Here is a 19,433-nt window from a genome sequence, read left to right as displayed (position 1 = left end):
GCGGCGGACAGCAACTCAGGGGGAAAACTGTAACCCATGTATCCGGTTCAAAGTGTTACCCATCTATCGGCTGGACATCATCTGGCGTCTTCGTGGACATTTCCGAAAGCGGCTGCTCGTTCAGGTAAGGATTGGATTTCCGCAATTCTGTGTAAACCGCCGAGCCTCTAATCCGACATCGGCCGAAGTCTGTATGCTGGGCAAAATAACCCGACTCGAAAGAGTTCGATGCCGATCGAAGAATTGGCCAGAGACCAAGAACGATCAGCTGTTTGTGACCGGGCTGGGCTCTTCGCTAAGATCGGCCGGATCCACAACTGATCATCTCGGAAAATGTTCGTTTAGGCAGTCATCTACGATGGCCTTGTAGCTGACATGGATCGACGGGAGCGGAGACACGCGGCGGCCTGTTGCCTGCCCGAACCATCTTAGCTTTTCACCGGCAAGGCGTAGCTGGCCAAACGCACGGCGGATGAGCATCTTTGGGTTTCCAAATTTCCGCGCAAGGCTCATGTCCCGAGTGATTGTCGTCGCTCCCAACCGGGGCAGATGATGACCAAAAAGTCCCCTCATCTTGTCCATCGGTACGGCAAACCCGGGATCGGCCTGCAACTGTCTCACCCTAGGAGCATTCCAAATATAGATGTCGGCGATTGGCCCTCGGCGACCGATGTCCGCGACTAGCCAAGCTGCAGCATCAGGTGTCAAGAGATAAGCGCCTGAGCCTGTCACTCCAAGCAACATCTCGAAGATGCCGTAGCCGCCAAGCCCCTCAAGGATTACGGCTTTGGTCGAAAGATGCCGCAAGTTTTTGCGGGCCTCGAGATTGATCGCGACGGAACCCTCCACCTTGCCGGCGTCATGCAAGAAGGTAGCAATTTCCGGCGCCAGCACCATGTCATCTTCCAGGATCAGAGTGTTCAAGCCGCTCCTGATCACGTACTGCCAGCACGCTTGATGACTAAGGAGGCAGCCCACCTCAGATCGACTTAAGGGCCGTTCCCATAAGAAGGCGTTTTTGCGGTATTGGTCGTGCGGGAGCAATGCTCCATCTACGGCTTCCTGCCGCAGGAATTTCATGCCAATCCGCCGGAATTGCGCTTCCTGAAATTTCAGCCTGTCTGAAGATCGGTTCAGGTTGATCAAGAGAACATTGGCCCTGGCGGCCGTGCCGTCTGCTTCGGCCGAACACATGTCTAATGCAAGCCTCGGCGACCGCTATGAATGAGATAGGGCCTCGTTGAAACATTGCGTAGGCCTTCGACCGTCAAGGTGGTGCCGATCATGCTCATCAGGTCGCCCACCGGATGAGCTCCGACCTCCACTCGTCTGCATAAGCACAATTTTCATAGCCAGGCATGGCCGGAGTTCCATCGGTAAAATGCACGATGGAAGGATCAACGCCGGGGTCCGAGTGGCCGACAAGCCAGTTCCACTCCGGTGGAAGTTCGCCGATCAGATCGTCATCCAGCCAGCAGAAACGATGCAGGTCCCGCCCGGGCACGGTATTTACAAGTTCGACCGTCAGAGCCTCGTTAGCCGGATGACGGCAGTTAAAGAGCATGACACTAGACCAGTTTTTACGGGCGTAGCGGAGCTGGGCTTGCCCGTCCATTTTGACGGTTTCTGTCGGTTGATGATTGTGCTTTACAACCATCACGGCCTTGGACGGGTCCGCAAGTCCAAAGAGTTTCTGCAGGTCTCTGCGGATCAGCATGTCACAGTCCATGAACAGAGCCCAACCGGAGCCTGCCAGATGCGGCACAAGAAAGCGCGAGCAGGCGAACTCGGTTGCCATAGGCGCTTCCGAAATCTCGTCCCACAGACGACCGTCCCGTCGCGTTGTCGGGCGGGTGTAAAGACCTCGAGCCCGCAGGTCTGCCAACACCACACCACGCGGTGATATCGGCGAGATCATGTGGCGTCTGATAGAACTGCGAGCAACAGCAAACGCATCGATTTCACGAGGATCGAAACCGATCCAGATTGACTGCTTGTCCGTCATATAATTTCCTGTGCATAACAAATACTGGAGATCTGCGTCGCAGACTTTCTCAATTCATCTTCACAGCTGGCTTGTTGCGAATGGGTGCTTTGTCGCCGGACTCGACCGACGGCGACGCTGTCCATTTGCTGTACGTATAATTTGCGCAATAACCAGCAACCAATAAACCAACTGCTCCATCAAGGATGCCGAGTCGGATAACGTAGCTATTCAAATAGGCCCAAGCGGAGTGGAGCAACGCCTTTGTGGCAGATCCCTTTTTACCCAAGCTTTGCATATGCTTAGCTGATGCCTTAGCATACATCTGGATCTTACGATGGGCGTCGCCTAGATCGGTCACGCAATCATGCTCCAAGGGCCGGGAAAGGCGAGACAGATTACCTCGCAAAACAACCTTCTCGTGAACAGGATAATCGGTGAAGCGACCGGCCTCCCTGCGAAACAGGCGCAGGACACGGTCCGCAGACCAGCTTCCATGGTTTACAACCCGTCCGCAGAAGCGTGATCTCCGGGGAATCTCGAAACCCGCATAGCCTCGCGGCTCCGCAATGGCCTCTTTTATTTCTGCGGCTAGAGGGGCCTCCACCCACTCGTCGGCGTCCAGGGATAATACCCACTCTCCTGTGGACGCGGCCAGCGCACGGCCCTTCTGCACACCGAAGCCCGGCCAGTCTTCGGTCACATGCACCTTCGCGCCCATGTCGACAGCGATTTCCCGGGTCCTATCTGTGCTGCCGTTGTCGACCACGATGATTTCATCGGCAAAGCTGACGGAGTCCAAACACCGCCCGATGCAAGCCTCTTCATTGAGGGTTATGACGATGACCGATAGCTTCGGCATCATCTTAGACCGCCAATCAACAGCCGACGTCTATCGACTTTATGATCACCCGACATCCGCCCCCGGACCTCCAACGCCAGAACGGCGCCGCAAACAGCAGCGCCACAAAGGCACAACGAATTTACGGGCGGTCCACTTCCGCCCGATTTAATATATTCGTACCCACGAATATGCCCCAACGTTAGCTGCTCGCGCAAGCACGATCGGACGACGCGGTCGACAGTCGATGGATAGAACCGTCATAGGCAAAGAAAGTTGCATTGTCGTCACGCCTAGATCCGCCGCGACCACGCAAGCTCTTCTTGGCGCTTTTCCGCCAAGACGCTTTCGTAAAGGGAAAGGGTCCTGTCGATCATGGTGTCGAGGTTGTACTTGCTCGCAGCCCGCCTGGCCAACGCGGCAGCCCCAGGGGAGCAGGAGTGCTGCAGAGCTCGACGGAGACTTCTCGCGAGCCCCTCCCGATCCGCAATATTACATACCAGCTCAGCGTCGAAGCGCTCGACCAACTCGCGGCCCCCACACATCGTGCTCACTACCGTCGGCAGCCCGCATGCCATAGCTTCCAAAACTACAGTTCCGAAGGGTTCGTACACCGACGGAAGGGCCGCGATGTCGGCCGCCCCGTACCAGGGCCTCACATCCTTCTGTGGCCCAACGAATCTCACTCGATCACCCAGACCGCGCTTTTGCGCGATGCGCCTGAAGGTTTCCATTCGGGTGTCGTGCCCAACGACCCACAATTCCGGACGGGACTCCAGGTGTGCCGTCGCCTCGATGAGTGGTGCGAGGCCCTTTCTTGTGAAGCCAGAGCCGACGAATAAAATGACGGGCTTATCCGGGGCAACATTCAGCTGTGCTCTGACCCTTGCCCGATGCTCCTCGCGCAGAGAAGCGTTGTATGCCGCCAGAGAGATACCATTGGGGATGTGGTGGATCCTGTCGCCCGGAAAATCGTAGTGGCGACGAATGTCGTCGGCCACCATTTTCGATATGGCGATCACGGCCCTCAGCCTCGCGCTTTGAAAGGTACGTCGCTCAAGGCGCAGCATTTCCTTGTGAAACAGGCTGAGGTGAAGCCCTGCGCCGTCCAATTTCGACAGCCGGCGACGCTCGGCGAGATAGGCCGCATGAACACCCTCTCCGGCGCGGAAGATATCGCAGCAAGGCAACCTATCGTTGCTCTGGACAAGCACCGGCGCCGGGTCGAGCTGCGAAATCATGCGACAGGCAGCCGTGGCAAAGGATCGAGCCCGCCACGCACGCGGGAAATGGCGGGCGGTGCAGCGAATGAACTTTATGCCTTCGCTAGTCGGCCAGTCGCCCGACATGATCGCGACCGCCATATCCCTCGCGTGGAATTCCTTGGCTATTGTGTCGAGCATGATCTCGCCGCCGCCGAATGGCGAATATTGCCGGCGCACAAACAGAATGGAGTTTCGGGACGTGCCGTCGGGCCGGAGAGCTGTTGTCTGCATCGAGAGGGCACCCCCACTGTCTCAAGCGGCGAGATATGGGAAGGCCCGGCGCCGAGCCGATCGATCCGCTTCCCGTCAGCTTGCGGTTTGTTTAGCATTGCTGCATTTAGCAGGCAAAGATCAAGCCGGCGCTCGGTCCGAGCCTTCTATTCTAGACCCTGGACGTTCGGTCACCTCTGGGATGAGGAAACGCGAAATTGAGCAGAACGGCCTGGCCAAGCGTTGTGCGTCGAAGCATAACCGACACGGCCCTTTATCGGCTACGGCATGGCTTGGGCGGTGCGGAAGTTAGTTCGGCAAAGCCGATCTTGCCGCTAAAGCCGGACGATCTGTCCTTGATCGTTGTTGTGCGCAACGAGGCCGAACGGCTGGCGCCGTTCCTGAGACATTATCGTGAAATTGGGATCACCAGATTCGCCGTGCTCGATGACCATTCCACCGACGGCACGGCGGAAATGCTCGCCGGGCAGCCGGACGTCGATCTGTTCCGTTCGCCGATAAGCTATGCGCAGGCGGACCTTGGAAATCTGTGGAGACAGCGTATCGCGCGGATTTACGGACAGCCGCGCTGGCATGTCACGGTGGATGCCGACGAATACCTTGTGTATGAGGGCATGGATCGGCATCCGCTAGGCGCGCTTATCCGCTGGCTGGAGCGGCGGAAGATGTCACGTCTGCTGGCGCCGATGATTGATATGTATCCCGGCGGCAACATCTGGGATGCAAAATTCGATCCTGACGTGCCGCCCTGGCACGTGGCCGATCATTTTGACAGCACCGGCTATCAGGTGACGAAGAGCCCCCGAGGCGTGAAAATAACCGGCGGTCCCAGGACCCGACTTTTCGACCGCCAGCACAAGCTGATGAAATTTCCTCTCATCTATGTCGACCGGCCTACCATCTTCACCTCAATCCATGCGCCGCTGCCTTACTGGCGCAACTACGCGGATGCGTTCGGCGCCCTGCTTCACTTCAAGTTCTTCTCCGACTTCAACGAAAAGGCGCGGACAGCGGTGGACGAGGGGCAGTACTGGAACGGCGCGGCCAAATATCGGCAGTATCACGCGGTTTCGAGCGAAAGGGCCGTGCTCAGCGCTATGACGGACCATTCGGTGCGTTATCAAGGAGTGCGGAACCTGGCCGAAACCAATCTGATCAAGCCGATCGACTGGTAGACAGGAATTCCCGACTCTACCGGTAGCCGAATTCCTTCATAAGCTGTGCGCCTCGCCCCTGCATCAGGTCCTGCAGTTCGAGGTCTGCGACCTCCGAGCGCCATCGTCCGCGCCCGTCATAGATTGGCTGGCTGACCTGTTGGTTGCGGAGTGCCACATGCCCTTGCTGCCCCGCCCGGGCGCCGCTCGACTTGAACCAGTTCTGAGGACGCTTGTGATAGTCGAGCAGGTCCGGGCTGTAAGCCAGCTCGAGAAAGGTGCAAATCCGCTCGACCACCTTGGCCGGCTCTTCCACGAGATCTTCGTAGCGATAGATCAGCACGTCCGGTTCGCCCCGCTCGGCAAGGACGAGACCGTTGTCACTGATCCAGCGGTCGAGCGCCTCTTTCGGATTGCCCAGGCGCTTGGTCAGAGAGGCCACGACATCGCGACCGTCCCGCACCGGTATGACGAACCGGGCTCCTGGCACCAAATTCCGGATTCGGGCGACGCGACGGATGTGCCGGGGCGTCTTTTCAAGTAGCAAACTCTTGCCGTTCCACTTCGCCGCGTGCTTCAGCTTCCAGTAACGGACCATTGCCAGCGGCGTCCATTTGAAGAAGATATTGGTTTCCTCGAACGGGAGATAAACGTCTGGATGGGACCCTAAGATTGTCGCGATCAGTGTGGTGCCGCTATGTCCGCAACCACAGATGAATCCCGTTCGCAGATGCATCCTGATAACTCTTTAGCCCGTCGCCGCAACGCGTGTTTGTTCAAGAGCCCGGTAGTTAAGACCATTCTGCCGAAAAACCTTGTCCAGTGTCACCCAATAACGCGAGTTGGCCAGAATTTCATCACAATAGGCTATGTCGTCACTAGAAAGATATTCGCGAAATCCACCGACCTTGCCCCGACGCACCTTAAAGCTTTCAGGATCCCTATTATCTCCGGGCTGCAACACTTCTCCATATCGTGCACCTAGGTCGCCTTGTGCCTCGGATGCTCGCATTTTTTCAAAGGTTCGGTTCTCGGCTACCTCAATGATTTTGCTGGGGCTAGCAGGGATTCCCAGGAATGAAACAATTCCTGAAATTGATCCGACGGTATCCCGGTGGACATCTTCATATTGGAGGTATTTTATGGAGCGCATTTTTGGCATGATAGTAAACCACCCCAAATTGAATTTCACTATTTTTTCAACACCATGAAATTCACTTCTAATGAATTCACTAAACGTTCCAGCTTGTAGTTTGTGTCGCTTTTGGACCTGAAAATATCCGGAAACTACAGTGTCACGAGGATCTCGGACTAGAAATATGACTTTTCTTTTCCTGTATCTCGATTTGGAGGTATTGATTGTCGATATATCTCTCAACTGCTTGTGATCCGTTCCGTCGTGAATGTATTGCATTTCAACGCCCAGATCATTCATCATGACGCGGATCCAGGTTCTCCCGGACTTGGGAAACGATACAAGAACGGGCCTGTCGTGTCGGCGGAATAAATTTGAAAGGAACATCAGCGAGTGCTCTCTAGTGCGTTTCCATAACTTGGCTGAGGCCCGGCCGGAACATGACCGTTGGTAATTCAGTTCTGAAGGAGTGGTTGGTGAATCATCAGGCCGAGCCACCCGCGCTTCCCCGCACGAAAGCTCTTCGAAGCCTGGCCCTTTTTTCCTGAGTTTTGTAGTTCGCTCCTCGTTGACATCGCGAGGCACACCTTTAGCGCCCATGTATGCCGGCCCAAGCCGTCAAGATATTATCGGCCTCTGCCATCACCTCGCTCCATGGCCGTTCCCGCTTCGACACCAGCACGGCAGAGGGATAATAAGGCGTGTGGTCGCCTTCGACCGGCCAGGAGCGTTTGAAGCCGTCGCCCAGTATGAAGACCGAAGGAATGCCGAGCGCCCCCGCAAGATGCGCGCCCGTATTGCTGATGGTCACCACGGCGTCCATGGCCGCGACCTGCGCTGCGAAGAGATCCATATCAACCAGTTGGTCGATGGTCCGGTCATAGAGAACACGCTCCGGTACGCCGTCCGTCAGCACCTTCAAGTCGTCCTCGATCTGGCCATATTGCAGCGAGACGAAGGTGAGGTCAGGTCGGCCGATCAAGCCGCGCCAGGCCGCAAGCGGGGGCAGATCTTTGCCGGGGTTTGAGCTGCCCCAGGCGACACCGACCAGCGGCCGGCCGTCCTTACGATAGCGGGCCCGCAGTTCGGCGACGGTTTGAGCGTTCGGCTTCAGCGGCACGAAATGCGCCCGGATCGCTCTTTCGTCGGCTTCAAACAAGGCGGTCAGATGCTGGACACCGGCGAAGGCCTGCGCCTCGGCATAGGCCTGCTTTCTCCCGGGACCCACCGGTCTGACATCGGCTGCGGGAAATGTACGTTGAAAAAGCGGAACGAGCCGGTGCTCGACAAGCACGATCACCCGGGCCGCGCTGGCGAGCGCGCGGCCGACCGAGCTGGCATGGTGGATCGCCGTGGCGAGTCCCTGCTTCTCGGTCTCCATGAGATCCACGAGCAGTACTTTTCTGGAAATGTCCTGTCCAAGCCACTCGCCATCCGAACGGCCCTGGACGACGTGGCGCCGGGCGATCTTCAGCTCGGCCGCCGGGCCGTAGGCGCCCATTCGCATCAGCCCCTGGCCAAGCTCGTCGAGCAGCCGGACCTCTCCCTTCTCCTTGGCCCTTGATCCAAGGGCAAGGGCCTTGGGTAGCGCGGCCTGCCAGTCGCGATCCTCGACGCTCTGCCGATAGTCCGCCATCTGGACGGCCAAGTCGCCGTCGCGCAGGCGAAGGAAGAGTTGGCGCCGGTGACGCCTGAACCACACTTTGTACCGGTACACCGCCAGCGAGGCCAACCGGCGAAGCTGACGCATAATCCGGCTATTGCCCATCGTGAGACCCACCCATGATGCTTTTCGCCAGATCGGCCGCTTCCTGCAAGGCAGGCACCCAGGCGCGACCGCCCTTTCGGATCAGTCGCACGCTCGGATAGGCGGCCACGGCGTCGCCAAAAGCAGGCCAGGACAGGCGGAAACCGTCGTCGAGCACAATGATGGTCGGCACACCCAGCGCTCCGGCCAGATTGGCGCCGGTGTTGCTGATTGTCACGACCATGTCGAGCGCCGCGATCTGCGCTGCAAAGCGATCCATATCCGAGAGCTGATCGATGGAGTTGTCGTGAATGATGCGACCCGGCACATGGCGCTCGAGTTCTGAAAGCGCCGGTCCGATATCTCCATATTGCAAGCTGACGAACTGGCCCGGCAATCGTCCGAGCAGGCTCCGCCAATCCTCCAGCGCCGGCAGGTCCTTGCTTTTGTTCAGGCTTCCCCAGGCGAAACCGATCAGGGGGCCTGGACCGCGATCCAGGTACTTGGCGCGTAGTTCGGCGACCCCTCTGGGGTCCGGTTGCAACGGGACGAAGGGGACGCGCGCCGCCGGATCGTCCGGCCAGAAATGCGCCGCGAGCGTCTCAAAGCCCGAGAAGACATCAGCCCTGACGGCGTCCAGGTCTTCTTCTCCCTCGACCCTGACATCTAGCTTCGGATAGGTCCGGCGATAGAGCGACGCCAGCCTGGGCTCGACGAAGAGGATGCATCGATCGGCGGCTGCAACAGCCGGACCAAGCAGCGATGCAAACTGAAAGAAGATCGCCAAGTCGCCGGCGCGACGGTCAATGAGCAGCGTTCGGCCGGCGAGATCGCTACCGTCCCATTCGGCTCTACCCGGGACGCGCTTGCTCGCTGCTATCAGCTGCCAGGTGCGGTTGCCGCCGTGAAGACGTCTCAATGCCCGCCCCGCCTTCTTGACCAGGCCGGCATCGCCGCTGCGTTCGCCGAGTTCGCCCATCGCCAACGCGTGGTCGCGGGCCGCCGGCCAATCCCTGCGCTCAATGCTTTCTTCCATCAACCGTGTGTGCCGCTGGATCTCCGCGTTGGAATGCAGCGAAGGTCGCTTGAAAAGAGCTTTCGCCCGGTCGACGATCGTCCACAGACGCTTGCCGGCGCTACTCTGCGGTCGAAGGTCCGCGGACCTGGCCTTTTCAAGGATCGACCGCGTCATTTTCGGCCGCCTCCGGCCGAGCCGGCATCGGAGCGCCCGGCCAGGAGCGGCGCCAGCCGGCGGCGGGCCTCGTCGAGCACCGACGGCCATTCGCGTCCGTCCTTGTGGAGGACAACGCCGCTTGGGTACCAAGGGGTCCGGTCACCGGCAACCGGCCAGGCCGTCTGAAATTTGTCGTCGATCAGGAAGATGGTCGGCACGTCGAGCGCGCCGGCCAGATGGGCTGCGGTGTTGCTGATCGTCACCACCGCATCGAGCGCCGAGATTTGCGCTGCAAAACGGTCCATATCGACCATCTGGTCGACGCTATCGTCATGGATGAGACGCGCATTGTTGCCTTTGCGCAGTCGCCGCAAGGCCGGCTTGATCGGGCCATATTGGAGGGAGACGAAGGTCGCCGGCGTTTCCGCCATGAACCTTGCCCATTCGGGAAAGTCCGGCACATCCTTGGTGTGCGACTTGCTTCCCCATGACAAGCCGACCAGCGGCATGTCCGTCATGCCGCGATACCGTTTGCGGAACGTCTCGACGACACCGGGGTCCGCCCGCAGCGGCGTATAACTGGCGGCAAGCTCTGCGGCGTCGCGGCCGAATACCCAGGCGAGATGCTCGAACGTCGCGAACTTCTGGCCGGATGCGGCCTGCCCGGTGGAAATGATCGTGGCCTTCGGAAAGGTGCGTTGCAGAAGCGGCACGATGCGCGGCTCGACCCTTATCGTTGCGTTTTCGGCGCGCGCGGCGGCCGCGCCGGCAAGCCTTGCGTGTCGGATGACACGGCCAAGGCTGCGCGGGTCGTCCTCGACCAGATCGATCAGCAGCGTATCGGCTCCGACGTCCTCGCCGGCCCAGTCTCTCACGCTTTCGCCTTTGCCCCAGTGTCGCGCCGCGAGGCGCAATTCGGCCGCGCGCGCGAAGTCGCCGAGCCGTTCATAGGCCTGGCCTGCCTTTTGCATCAGCCGGGGGTCGGCGGTATCCTTGGCGAGGGCGGCCATCTCATCGACGCAGACCGCCAGGTTGCTCCAATCCCGGCACGCGATCAGCGCGTCGATCCTGGTCTGCTGCGCCAGAGCCGGAGCGGCCACCGGAGCGTTGGCTCCGACCAGCCTTCTCAGGGCCCTGGTGGCCCGCCCCAGTCGCAGGCCCAGGCCGCCGATCGCGTAGCGGAGGTAGGATCCATGGTAAAAGCTGGTCATGGGGCCAGGCGAGAAATTTTACCCCGGCAGCATCGCGTTTTCGCGGATGCGCAAAGGGACGCCGTGGCGTGTTGAGCCGGTGCATACTCCCTTACCAATCGAGGGTCAGCGAGGTGGTAATAGATTCCGATCCCCGCGGTCATGCCCGAAGCTTCCTGCTGCTTTGGACCACCGCCGGCGTCGAGAGGTGGAAGATCGAACGGTAGATTTCGCAGCGCTTGGCGAGTTCCTCATGAGTTCCTGAATCGACGAGGAGGCCGGCATCGAAGACCAGGATGCGGTCGGCCTCCTTGATCGTCGAAAGCCGATGCGCGATGCATATCACCGTTCGCTGGGAGGCAGCGTCGAACGCCGCGTCCATCACGGCTCGCTCGTTCTCGCCGTCAAGCGCGGACGTCGCCTCGTCATAGATAATGATCGCCGCGTTCTTGAGCAGGGCGCGCGCGATCGCGACGCGTTGCTTCTGGCCGCCCGACAGATTGGTGCCGCCCGGTCCGACAAAGGTGTCGAGCCCGTTTTCGAGGCCGGATGCAAAGCTGCTGACATGGGCGAGGTCTGCCGCGGATTCTATTTGGGCGTCGCTGGCGCCCGGACGGCCGTCGCATATGTTGTCGCGTATCGTGCCTTCGAACAGGAACACGTCCTGCGACACCAGCGCGATATTGTCCCGGATATCGGCGAGGCTGATCGCGGCGCTGTCCTTGCCGTCAATGAAGATCTTGCCCTGACCGGGCTCGACCAGGCGAAGAAGGAGATTGACGATTGTCGTCTTGCCTGCGCCGGAGCGTCCCACTACCGCAAGCTTCTCGCGCGGCCGCACATCGAAGGACACATGATGCAGGGCCGGGCTGTTGCCGTCATAGGAAAAGGAGACGTCCTCGAAGCGTATCGCGCCCTGAATGCCGCTCAGCCGTTCGCTGCCGGTTCCTTGCGACTGCTGCACCGGCATGTCGATGAGCTGGTACATCTGCTCCACCGCGACCAGTTGCTTCTGGATATCAACATTGACGCGCGCCAGCCGTTTGGCCGGCTCATAGGCGAACAGGAAGGCGGTAATGAAGGCCATGAACTCGCCGGGCGTCTTGCCGTTGCCGAGGCTTTGCCAACTCGCATAGATAATGAAGAGACCGATGACCAGACCCCCGCCGGTCTCCATCAGCGGGCTCATGATTGCCGATGTCCGGTTAATCTGAATGCCGCGCTTCTCCATCTTGCGGACGGCCTTCGCGAAGCTGGCGACTGCTTTATCCTCAAGCTGGAACGACTTGATGGTGCGGATGCCTTCGATGGCTTCGGTGCCAATCGACTGAACCATCGCAGCGAGCTCCGTTTCTCCCTTCGCCAGCGCCTTGATCTTCCGCGTTATGGCCCCCACCGAGACAAACAGGACCGGCAGAATGGCCGCCGATATCAGCGACATCATCGGGTCCTGATTGATCATGACACTTGTCAGGCTGATCAGCGTCAGCACGTCGGAAACGGTATTGCTCGTCAGCGTGAGAATGACGGATGCGCCGGCGCGCGCATTGAACATGATCTTGGAGACGAACTTCGCCGGATGCTGATTGGCGAAACGGCTGATGTCGAAACGCACCACTTGGGAAAACTGACGGTTCTGCAGATCGGAGACGATGGCACGACGGATCTTTCCCGTCGTGATCGTCTGGCTGTAGGCGGCGATTCCCTTGATGAACGAAATGCCGATTATCACGGCGCTTATGCCCCAGACGGCGGTCGCATCGCGTTCCACATAGATGGTGTTAATCATGACTTTCATGATCCAGGCCGATGCGCCGGTCGCGCCGGCGGCCGCGATCGAGCACAGCAACCCCGTCAAATACAGCATCGCGTGCGGCGGCAGATTTTCAACGATCAGTCGCTTCACCAGCGGATACGCCAGCGCGGCTGAAATTCGTTTCTTCGCCTTCATCACACCGTCCGCCGCTATCTTAAACTGGTGCAGTTGGACTCGGGTCCTTCCTTATGAGACGGCCCTAATGCACCTCCCCGTCTGTGACTTCGTTCTCGGTCGCAGTCAATGCCGACAAAGTCGCTTGCGGAGCGAGGACGTGCCGACGGTTCCTGCTCAACTAACGCTTTTGCTATGCTCGTATCTCTCAAATGCAATGACATGACTGCCAAGCGGCGACACGTGAGCGTTCTTCACCGAAAAGCCATCGGCTGAAAGGACGTCGATCAATTCGCTATCCTTCCTGGGAGGAACGCGGGCGACAATCGTTTGCGCACGCCTCACGATGTCGGAAAGCACACTTCGCGCCTTACCTGGGCCAAGGCTGTCCTGCATATGATGGTAGACCGCCAGAAGCATGACGATGTCATATTGCGGCCTGAGGATCCGTCCCAGCCTCGGACTGCCGAGGTTGAGGCAATCAAATCGACTCTCTACCGGCGAGCCTAAAAAGATCATCCTCGCCGTCTCGACATGAGGTCTGAGAATGTCGATTCCGTGGATCAAGCTGGGTCTTAACTTGGATATCTCATAGGCAACAACACCCATATTGCAGCCGACATCAAGAACCGATTTGCCGGTATAGTCGACACCTACGGAGAATATCCCGTCAAGTCTGTCTTCCCAGGTGCCCTTGAATCTCTTTTCAGTTTTTGACCAAAGCAATCATTCTTCTCCAAAACGGCGCCCCCAAGCTTGCTGATCCTAGCGGCTACCGGTCTGCTGCACCCAGATGCCGGCCCGAATGCGACAGCCGCCAGGCGCAAATTATGAATCGTGCTGGATGAAAGCTCTTTTCGAACGAAGCTTCCACGACCGTTCTTGCAGCGGTCAACGGAACGTATACGAGTTGTCGGTGTTGCGAAAATGCTAATTTAGTGAGAGATGCATTCCACGCAGTCGATGGCTCAGCAGGTAACACACGCGGGTGAGACGAACTGGGCCCGACTTTTTGCGACGGGGGGACAAATGTCGGACAGAGTTCAATCAAGTGGCTGGTTTTTGGACCTGATATCAGGACTGATGTTCTATGGTCTGATCTTGCCGGTGGGCCTGGTCCGCCGGCTCATTAAGGCGTTTCGGCCGCGAGCGCCAAGGGACACATTCTGGATCGCCAGACAGCCGGGCAACCACGCAAGCCGGATGAGCCGTCAATATTGAAGGCCCGATCGTGACCAGTGTCCTGGGCATTTCCGCCTTCTACCACGACAGCGCGGCCAGCCTCGTCGTCGATGGCGCCATTGTCGCCGCAGCGCAGGAAGAACGCTTCACCCGTCGCAAGCACGATGAACGGTTCCCGTCGCACGCCGTCCGCTCTGTCCTGCAGATCGGCGGCGTGACCTTGAGAGACATCGATCACGTCGTTTTCTATGAAAAGCCGCTGCTCAAGTTTTCCCGCCTGCTCGATACCTATCTCGACGCCGCGCCGCAGGGCTTCTCGACCTTTCGCAAGGCTATGCCCGCCTGGCTGAACGGCAAGCTGTTCCAAAAGCGGATCATTCATGACGAACTGAAAAGAATCGACGCCTGTTTCGTCGACGCGTCACGGATTCTGTTTTGCGAGCATCATCTGAGCCACGCAGCCAGCGCCTTTTTTCCTTCGCCCTTCGACGAGGCCGTGGTTCTGACACTTGACGGCGTGGGTGAGAAGGCAACGACCACGGTCGCGATCGGGCGTGACTCTACTCTCGATGTGGTTAGGGAACTGCACTTTCCCCATTCGCTCGGGCTGCTCTACGCGGCCTTCTGCTATTATCTGGGCTTCAAGATAAACAGCGGCGAATACAAGGTGATGGGCCTTGCTCCTTACGGCGTACCGAGGTTCAAGTCGCTGATCCTGGAAAAACTGGTCGACCTGAAGGACGACGGGAGCTTTCGCCTTGACCAGCGCTATTTCGACTATGCGACCGGCGTGAGGATGACGAACGCGCGTTTCGCCAGCCTGTTCGGTCACCCGGTGCGGCGGCCTGACGCCGACTTGCTCACTGACTTCCACATGGACATGGCGGCCTCGATCCAGGCGGTGACGGACGAGATCATCCTGCGGCTTACCCGAAGCCTGGCGCGCGAATTCCAGATACCTAACCTGTGCCTGGCCGGCGGCGTCGCGCTCAATTGCGTGGCAAATGGCAAAGTGCTGAGGGACGGCGCCTTCAAGAGGCTGTGGATCCAGCCCGCCGCCGGTGACGCCGGCGGCTCGCTTGGCTCGGCCCTGGCCGCCTGGCACATGAAGCTGGGCGGACGGCGCGTGCCCGCCGCTCGGGATTCGATGAGAGGCAGCCTGCTGGGGCCGGAATTCAGCCAGGACGAGATCGAGAGGCAGCTCACCGAGCTCAAGGCTGTGTTCGAAACCATGCCGACCGATCAGCTCATCGACACGACGGCGGCTGCGCTGGCGTCCGGGAAGGCCGTGGGATGGTTCCAGGGCAGAATGGAGTTCGGACCCAGGGCGCTCGGCGGCAGGTCGATCCTGGCCGACCCACGTTCAGCTCAGATGCAGAAGATGCTGAACCTAAAGGTCAAGTTCCGGGAGAGCTTTCGCCCGTTCGCGCCGTCGGTGCTCTCGACGAAAGTATCTGAGTGGTTCGAGTTGGATGTCGATTCGCCCTACATGCTGCTCGTCGCTCCGGTCAAGGAGAGCCGGCGACGCGAGATGACCCATGAGGAGTCCGCTATGTTCGGGATCGACAAACTCAATGTCCGACGCTCCGAAATACCGGCGGTGACCCATGTCGACTACTCGGCCAGGGTTCAGACAGTCCATCCGGACACTAACCCGCTTTACTATGCGCTGATCTCGCGGTTCGAGGCCCTCACTGGCTGTCCCGTCCTGGTCAATACCAGCTTTAACGTTCGGAGCGAGCCGATCGTGTGCACGCCATCGGATGCGTTCCGATGCTTCCTGGGGACCAATTTGGATATTCTGGTGGTCGGCAATTGCGTCTTGCAAAAATCGGCCCAGGACATGTCGCTTGCCGTGGACTATCGCGATGATTTCGAGCCTGATTGAGCTTTTGGCCTCGGCGCGCCAGCGGAACTTGAGATGAGTGTCGCCAAGAAACGCACGAGGGCACAGCGTGCCGCGCTGAAGGGTCTGGTGATGATCTTCGGCGACCGGGCCCTACTGCAGGTCGGCTATCCCGGGCGGATTGCCAGATGGCTCGGCTGCCCCCCGCCGCTGGTGCGTCCGCACCCCTACACCCTTTACGAATTGAATCCCGCCTGGCGTTCGGGTGACGGCAAATCCAGTCATAACAGTCTCGGATTTCGCGGGACTGAAATTGCGGTTCCCAAGCCGGAAGGCCGTTTCAGGGTTGTCTGCATGGGCGAGTCCTCAACCTATTGCACTGGCATAGACGACGACCGCGACACCTACCCTTACCGCCTCGGTGAACATCTGAGGAGCTTGTTGGCTGGAGCCGACATTGAAGTCATCAATGCGGGCGTCGGCGGCTATACCTCCATCGAGAACATATTAAGGCTGCTCTTTCACGTGGTGCCTTTGCGTCCGGATCTCATCATCTACTATTACACTCATAACGATGTTCATCCCCGCCGCCTGGCGAACCTGTCCCGCGACTACAGGGAATATTCCTGCTCGTGGTACGAGCCGGCTATGGGCGGCGGATTCTACGGCTGGTTCAAGAGACGGCAGAACCTCGCGAGTGCCTATGTTGGCAATGTCGTGCGGCGGCATGGAGGCGGCCGCCGTAATTCGAAGCACATCGCGGGCAATCCACCGGTCGCCTTTCGCGCAAATCTCACCAGCCTGGTTCTTCTGGCAAAAGCCGCAGGAGCGCGTATTCTTCTCGTCAATCCGAACTATCGGCAGGAAAGCGCTCAGGATCCTGTGCCGGGCGCTGTTTGGGAGCATCGCCGTATCGTTGACGATATCGGCAAGGTGATGGAGGTTCCGGTCGTTGATCTGCGCGGCGCGCTGGCTTATCCGAAGGAAGGAGGCGCGATCTTGAACGAGAACTACAAGGATGAGGTCCATTTCAGCGAGAAGGGGGCAGATGCGGCGGCGAGGATCATCGCCGACGCCATAGTCAGCAACGATCTGCTCGGGCCTGATACAACCCAAATGAACGCGATATCGTAGACCGGCGGGATGGGCAACCTTGCTGTATACATAGGAATAGCCGTCTTGCTCATCGGCGCAGTGGGCGTGTTTGTTCGTCTGAACATCCGTACGCGGCGCAGCGCAAAAGATGCCGATCCTGAAGACAACTATCCTCTTTGGTAATCCACCTTTAAAAAGCTACCTAGTTCGACCTTTTGTAGGTCAATATTACAAGCGTGGCGTAATTAATGAGAAGTGGAAAGGTAACTATCGCTACGAATCTAACGATTGTACCGTGGATAAAGCAGCCACTTCTGCAAAAGTTCTGAATTTCGCGGCTTAGATCCTCTGAGAACCCAAAAATTATCAATCGAGCACAGACAACGTCGAAGAGAAGCGTTGCGATCAAAGCGAGAGAGGTTCTTTCAATCGCCGAGCGAAAGCCGGAACTTTTGGAGCCGGTGGACCAGTCGTAGTTTAACAATTGGACGGCGTGGAGGCCCCCGATGGCAATGGTTGAGATGCCTTCCAGAGCCGCTATCAGAATGGCGGCGCTTACCATGATGTCCGCCTCGAAAACCCAATCCATCACGATCTTGAAATAGATACAGGTTCCAACCAGCCAAGCTATAAGCAATCCCGCCGTCATCATCGATCCCCAGTCCTGCCACAATATGTGGCTGTCCTCAAATACGACAAGGCGGACCAAGGTCGGCGGATGAGCTGGAAGTGGTTCGGACCTGTTGCCGTGGGCATATGCGGTTTTTTGAAATGGGCTCGGAGCGGTTTACCTACGACCGGCGTTTGCCACGCTTTAATTCAGTATTCCGGCCGAGATTTCGAAGATGTCGCCCGGCTTAATTGACCAAAGCCCAAATCTCCAGCAGGTCGGCTTTATGCGCCGATTGGCAAAAAAGGGGCCTGTCCGCTCTCGTGAAGAGTTCCGGGCGCCGGCAGGCGTACGAAAGTCCCCGAGGAAGGAACCCGCGGGCTACAGGCGATGGCTATGGGGATTTCGGATTTCGGCCGGTGTCGGCGACGGCGCGACCGCAGCCGGGAGACGCCGGCATGAATGCGGATAGACCGCTTCGTTGCACTTCCGCGCGATGTTGTCGGCCCGGCGCTGGTCCGGACGCGTGCCTGCTGCCGCAGCCGGCTGATCGAAGCTTCGAGAACTGCATGGTTCATGGTCAGGCTCCTTGTTGAAGAAGCTCGTGATGCTCTTCCGCTGCCGAACCACCCTCAATGCGAGCGCGACGTCCGGCCTGTGTCCTCTACCTCAACCGCGGGCGCCCTCCCGCGCAGCGGGTCGTCTAATCGCTCGGCCGTCAAGGGGGTGAGTGCAAGGCAGTCGTCCTTTCTGTCCATGCTCGTTCGTATGCCGGGTACAGGGTCGTCTACGCGGTCGATGCAAAGATCGCCGCAGGGTGAGTTTCGCAGGTGAGATCTTCCTATGTTCGTTGCGCAATCTGCTGAACGAGGCAGTTGCTTCCCGCTTCGCGGCTCAGCCACGTCCCGGCAGGGACGGCTCGGTGCGTCCTGTAAGAACGCTGTTGGTGGAATGGCCTGAAGAAATCGTCGTAGTCGAGCGTCTGCAGGATCAGGCAGCGGCGGGCGTTCCTCCGTGCGGATCGAACAGCTCGCCCGTCCGGAGCATCGCATGCACGGCGGCTCGTTTGAAGCCGAGCCGTTCTTTGAGCTCCAACGCCCAGGTTCGCAGGGTGCTGGTATCCGTCGACCGGTTCAGGATGACCGCGGCCGCTTCGTATAGCAGTGCGCGCAACTGATTGTCGCCACGGCGCGAGATATGGCCGTCATTGTCGACCTCGCCAGATTGGTAGCGTCTCGGGGTCAGGCCCACCCATGCGCCCACGACGCGCGAGTTCCTGAAGTTCGCCGGATCCTCCACGGCCGCGGCAAAGGCGGTGGCTGTGACGGTGCCGACACCGGGCACCGACATGAGCAGACGGCAGTGCTGGTCTTCACGAGCCATCGCGGCCAGCTGCTTGCTCAGCTCTGCTATCTGGTATCGAATACCACTCCATGCCCGAAGCATCGGCACGACGATGCGCGCCAGCTTTTTTCGCCCTGCAGAAGATCGTGAACGTTGCGCTCGAACACACTGCCGGCGCCCTTGGGCACGACGAGGCCGAACGTCTTCATCAATCCGCGGATCTGGTTGGATATCTGCAAACGCATCTTGAGAAGCTGGCGCCGCGCGGTGATCAGCGTGCGGATCAGCATGCTGTCGAAACCTTTGACCCAAACCTCTCGGTAGAAGCCGACCTCGGCCAGATGTGCCAAGCCATCGGCATCGTTTGCATCGGTCTTGTTCGCGGCCATGTCGAGCGCGGCCTTGGCATGCCGCGCGTCGATGCAGATCACCGGCAGCCCCTCTGACGTCAGCGCATGGTAGAACCACACCGACAGCGGCCCCGTCTCGAACACAACCCGCCCGGCATAGGCGCGCGCTTGCGGATCACCGCCGCGAGCAGTTGCGGGTCGGACGCGCATTTGCCCCGCCAAATCCTCTTGCCGTCCTGCCGGATCGATATTGCCGTCTCTTTCATGGATACGTCGAGACCGATATACTGCTTCATGGCTGTCCTCCGTTCGATGCCCGGGCCCGGTGTCCATCGTGAGCCCGTTCTTCATCCTA

Annotated in this window: 14 protein-coding genes and 1 pseudogene; 3 read left to right on the top strand and 12 right to left on the bottom strand. The window is 59.1% G+C overall.

Annotated elements, in window-relative coordinates:
* Positions 1 to 321: 321 nt before the first annotated feature.
* From P9272_RS28720 to P9272_RS28705, 4 genes are all read right to left on the bottom strand, one after another.
* Positions 322 to 1,194 carry a glycosyltransferase family 25 protein gene (locus P9272_RS28720; RefSeq protein ID WP_278163140.1) on the bottom strand — a complete coding sequence of 291 codons (873 nt, stop codon included), beginning with the start codon at positions 1,192 to 1,194 and terminating at the stop codon, positions 322 to 324.
* 97 nt (positions 1,195 to 1,291) lie between these two features.
* Positions 1,292 to 2,005: a hypothetical protein gene (locus P9272_RS28715; RefSeq protein WP_278163139.1), complete on the bottom strand. Its 714-nt coding sequence runs from the start codon at positions 2,003 to 2,005 to the stop codon at positions 1,292 to 1,294.
* Positions 2,006 to 2,054: 49 nt separating this feature from the next.
* On the bottom strand, positions 2,055 to 2,849 hold the full coding sequence (locus P9272_RS28710; RefSeq protein WP_278163138.1) for a glycosyltransferase family 2 protein: 795 nt from the start codon (positions 2,847 to 2,849) through the stop codon (positions 2,055 to 2,057).
* A 269-nt stretch (positions 2,850 to 3,118) separates the two neighbouring features.
* The gene (locus tag P9272_RS28705) at positions 3,119 to 4,321 is read right to left on the bottom strand and encodes a glycosyltransferase family 4 protein (protein WP_278163137.1); all 1,203 of its coding nucleotides are present in this window, start codon (positions 4,319 to 4,321) and stop codon (positions 3,119 to 3,121) included.
* 197 nt (positions 4,322 to 4,518) lie between these two features.
* On the opposite strand from P9272_RS28705, the gene P9272_RS28700 reads away from it, so the two are divergent.
* Positions 4,519 to 5,496, top strand: a complete 978-nt coding sequence (locus P9272_RS28700; RefSeq protein ID WP_278163136.1) for a glycosyltransferase family 2 protein — start codon at positions 4,519 to 4,521, stop codon at positions 5,494 to 5,496.
* 16 nt (positions 5,497 to 5,512) lie between these two features.
* Here the strand turns inward: P9272_RS28700 and P9272_RS28695 are convergent, their stop codons facing one another.
* From P9272_RS28695 to P9272_RS28665, 7 genes are all read right to left on the bottom strand, one after another.
* Entirely contained in the window at positions 5,513 to 6,211 is a 699-nt protein-coding gene (locus P9272_RS28695; RefSeq protein ID WP_278163135.1) for a sulfotransferase, read from the bottom strand.
* Between the two features lie 12 nt (positions 6,212 to 6,223).
* Positions 6,224 to 6,913 carry a sulfotransferase domain-containing protein gene (locus P9272_RS28690; RefSeq protein WP_278163134.1) on the bottom strand — a complete coding sequence of 230 codons (690 nt, stop codon included), beginning with the start codon at positions 6,911 to 6,913 and terminating at the stop codon, positions 6,224 to 6,226.
* A 286-nt stretch (positions 6,914 to 7,199) separates the two neighbouring features.
* The gene (locus P9272_RS28685; protein WP_278163133.1) at positions 7,200 to 8,360 is read right to left on the bottom strand and encodes a hypothetical protein; all 1,161 of its coding nucleotides are present in this window, start codon (positions 8,358 to 8,360) and stop codon (positions 7,200 to 7,202) included.
* 7 nt (positions 8,361 to 8,367) lie between these two features.
* Positions 8,368 to 9,549: a hypothetical protein gene (locus P9272_RS28680; RefSeq protein ID WP_278163132.1), complete on the bottom strand. Its 1,182-nt coding sequence runs from the start codon at positions 9,547 to 9,549 to the stop codon at positions 8,368 to 8,370.
* On the bottom strand, positions 9,546 to 10,742 hold the full coding sequence (locus P9272_RS28675; RefSeq protein ID WP_278163131.1) for a hypothetical protein: 1,197 nt from the start codon (positions 10,740 to 10,742) through the stop codon (positions 9,546 to 9,548). Before P9272_RS28675 ends, P9272_RS28680 begins: the two co-directional genes overlap by 4 nt.
* A 139-nt stretch (positions 10,743 to 10,881) precedes the next feature.
* Positions 10,882 to 12,672, bottom strand: coding sequence for an ABC transporter ATP-binding protein (locus P9272_RS28670; protein ID WP_278163130.1), 1,791 nt, complete (start codon positions 12,670 to 12,672; stop codon positions 10,882 to 10,884).
* A 156-nt stretch (positions 12,673 to 12,828) separates the two neighbouring features.
* The gene (locus P9272_RS28665; protein ID WP_278163129.1) at positions 12,829 to 13,377 is read right to left on the bottom strand and encodes a class I SAM-dependent methyltransferase; all 549 of its coding nucleotides are present in this window, start codon (positions 13,375 to 13,377) and stop codon (positions 12,829 to 12,831) included.
* Positions 13,378 to 13,882: 505 nt separating this feature from the next.
* Here P9272_RS28665 and P9272_RS28660 point away from each other — a divergent pair.
* A complete protein-coding gene (locus P9272_RS28660) occupies positions 13,883 to 15,721 on the top strand; it encodes a carbamoyltransferase (RefSeq protein ID WP_278163128.1) in 1,839 nt (612 codons plus the stop codon).
* 33 nt (positions 15,722 to 15,754) lie between these two features.
* On the top strand, positions 15,755 to 16,813 hold the full coding sequence (locus P9272_RS28655; protein WP_278163127.1) for an SGNH/GDSL hydrolase family protein: 1,059 nt from the start codon (positions 15,755 to 15,757) through the stop codon (positions 16,811 to 16,813).
* A gap of 1,561 nt (positions 16,814 to 18,374) precedes the next feature.
* Here P9272_RS28655 and P9272_RS28650 read toward each other — a convergent pair.
* Positions 18,375 to 19,374, bottom strand: a pseudogene (locus P9272_RS28650) (IS110 family transposase).
* Positions 19,375 to 19,433: the final 59 nt, after the last annotated feature.

The organism is Mesorhizobium sp. WSM4976 (assembly GCF_029625685.1).
Classification (GTDB): Bacteria; Pseudomonadota; Alphaproteobacteria; order Rhizobiales; family Rhizobiaceae; genus Mesorhizobium.
Note: the sequence above shows the minus strand (reverse complement) of the source record. Positions and strands in the feature narration are given on the sequence as shown.